1 protein-coding gene and 2 pseudogenes are annotated in these 2,866 nt (G+C 78.0%); all 3 read left to right on the forward strand.

From position 1 onward, the window contains the following. On the forward strand, window positions 1-1,003 hold a 1,003-nt coding region (locus tag P3L51_RS35720), incomplete at its 5' end, for a glycosyltransferase family 4 protein (protein WP_354609529.1). Beyond that, window positions 1,000-2,160: pseudogene (locus P3L51_RS35725) on the forward strand (glycosyltransferase); the annotation flags it as partial. The gene P3L51_RS35720 and the pseudogene P3L51_RS35725, both read left to right, overlap by 4 nt. A gap of 308 nt (window positions 2,161-2,468) precedes the next feature. Beyond that, window positions 2,469-2,866 (forward strand): annotated as a pseudogene (locus P3L51_RS35730) (hypothetical protein); the annotation flags it as partial.

Below are 2,866 nucleotides of genomic sequence, written 5' to 3' on the forward strand. Positions count from 1 at the left end.
AGACAGCTCTCCCCGGACGGCAGACTCCGACGCACCGTGCCCCGTGGTGCGCATCCCCTCCCTGCCACTGCCCGGCTACCCCCAGGTACGCGTCGCCCTGCCCAGCCGCCGGGTCGCCGCGACCCTCGCCGCGCACCGGGCCGACCTCGTGCACCTGGCCGGGCCGTTCGTCCTCGGTGTACGCGGCATGGCGGCCGCCGCACGGCTGCGGATCCCCACCGTCGCCGTCTACCAGACCGACCTCGCCGGCTACGCCCGCACCTACATGGGCGCGGGCGAGGCGGCGGCCTGGCGGCGGCTGCGCGCCGTGCACAGTGCCGCGGACCGCACCCTCGCCCCGTCCAGCGCCGCCCTCAAGGACCTCGAGGAGCACCGCGTACCGCGCGTCAGGCTCTGGCCGCGCGGCGTGGACACCGTCAGGTTCCGGCCCGAGCTGCGCGACGACGCACTGCGCCGCCGACTCGCGCCCGGCGGCGAGCTGATCGTCGGATACGTCGGCAGGCTGGCGGCCGAGAAGCACGTCGAACTCCTGTCCGGCGTCTGCGGGCTGCCCGGCGTCCGCGTCGTGATCGTCGGGGACGGCCCCAGCGAGCCGTCCCTGCGCACCGCGCTCCCGGGCGCCGTGTTCCTCGGCCGCCGCACCGGCGACGAGCTGGCGCGGATCTTCGCCTCGTTCGACGTCTTCGCGCACACCGGGCCGTACGAGACGTTCTGCCAGACCGTCCAGGAGGCCATGGCCAGCGGGGTTCCGGTGGTCGCCCCGGCGGCGGGCGGGCCGCTCGACCTCGTCGACCACGGCCGCACGGGGCTGCTGGTGCCGCCCCACGACGCGCGGTCCGTCACCGGCGCCGTACGGGACCTCCAGGCCGCCCCGGAACTGCGCGCCTCCTACGGACGCACGGCGCGCGCCACCGTCGAGGGCCGCACCTGGGCCGTGGTGGGCGACCAACTGCTCGACCACTACGCCGAGGTCATCGGCGAACGCACGGCCGTGGTCGCGTGAGCGGCGTCGGTGCCGCTCCTCGCGGCGTACGGATCGTACGGCTGGCCAACTTCGTCACCCCGGCCTCAGGAGGCCTCAGGACCGCCCTCCAGGAGCTCGGCGCGGGCTACCTGGCCGCCGGGCACGAACCGGTCCTGATCGTGCCCGGTGAGCGCCCGCGCGACGAACAGACGGCGCAGGGACGGGTGATCACCCTGCGCGGGGCGGTGCTGCCCGGCACCGGCGGCTACCGGGTGCTGACCGACCGCCGGCGCCTGCGCGCCCTGCTCGAAACCCTCGCCCCCGACCGTCTGGAGGTCTCCGACCGCACCACCCTGAGGTGGACCGGGGAGTGGGCGCGGCGCCGCCGGATCCCGTCCGTCATGGTGTCCCACGAGACGGCCGACGGGGTGCTGCGCACCTGGGGTGTACCGGCAACGGTCGCCGGACGGGCCGCGGACCGGCTCAACCGGCGCAGCGCGTGGGGCTATTCACGGATCGTCTGCACCACCGAGTGGGCCGAGCGCGAGTTCGTCCGGATCGGCGCCCGCAACGTGGTGCGCGCGCCGCTCGGTGTCGACCTGCTGCGCTGCCGGCCCGACCGGCGCCGCGAGGCCCTGCGTGCCGAGTACGCGCGCGGGGCGGACGTCCTGCTGCTGCTCTGCTCGCGGCTGTCCGTCGAGAAGCGCCCGGGTGTCGCGCTCGACGCCCTCGCCACGCTCCGTGGCCTGGGTGTGCGGGCGTCGCTGGTGATCGCCGGAGACGGCCCGCTGGCGGGCGTACTGGCGCGCCGGGCGCGCGAGCGGCGGCTGCCCGTGGTGTACCTCGGACACGTGGGCGACCGGGAGCGGCTGGCGGACCTCCAGGCCGCCGCGGACATCTGCCTGGCACCGGGACCGGCCGAGACGTTCGGCCTGTCCGCGCTCGAAGCGCTCGCCTGCGGCACCCCGGTCGTCGCGAGCGCGTCGTCGGCCCTCCCGGAGATCCTGGGCGCGGCGGGCGGCACGGCGGCGGACACGCCCAGGGCGTTCGCCGACGCCGTACGAGAACTCCTCGGCCGCCCGGAGGCGGCCCGCCGCGCCGCGGCGAGGGCGCGGGCCGAACTCTTCGGGTGGGACCGCGCGGTGGCGGGCTTCCTGGCCGCGCACGAGGTGCCCGTGCGTGCGGGACAGGACCCGCTCGCGGAGGTTCGGACGGTCGTCGGGACGCCGGGCGGCGGCGGTACGGCACCGGGCGCTGTCCAGCCGCCCACGGCGCCGGTGGTGTCCGTCGCGGCCGCGGTCCCCTCGCCGCCGTCCCTGCCGTGGGCCGCCCCGGTCCCGTCCGCGACGCCTGCCGCGCTCCCGGCGGCACTTCCGGCGGCGTTCGTGTCGCCCGCGGTCGCGGCGCCGCTGCCTTCCGTGCCGCGTCTGCCGTCCGTGCCCGGCCCACCGTCGGTCAGGTCCGTCGCGGTGGCGCCGGTGCCGCCTCCGGTCGGAGGTGCGGGATGACCGTGTACGCGAACCTCGGGGTACCGCCCGAGGCCGCCGCTCCCGTCGAGCCCTCCGTACCGAGGCCGCTGCGGTTCGCCGCGCTCGGGGACTCGCTCACCGCCGGTGTGGGGGACCGGGTGGAGGGCGGCTGGCGCGGCTGGGCGGTCCTGCTCGCCGAAGCGCTCGTACCGGCCGACGGTGACGGCGACCGGACGGGCCACGGGGCGGCCCGCCGAGGCGACGACGGGACGGCGGCGCTCGGTGGGCCGGCGCAGGCCGTGCCCCACGGGGCGGCCGGCGAACCGCCGGGGCGTGCGGACCGCGCGGCCGCGGCGGGCCGGCGGCAGGGGCGTCCGGCGGCCCCCGCCCGGCGCCCGGGGGCCCTGTCCGGCGCTCTCCCCGGCTCCGGCCA

Origin of the sequence: Streptomyces panacea (assembly GCF_040560175.1) — a bacterium.
Lineage (GTDB): Bacteria > Actinomycetota > Actinomycetes > Streptomycetales > Streptomycetaceae > Streptomyces > Streptomyces panacea.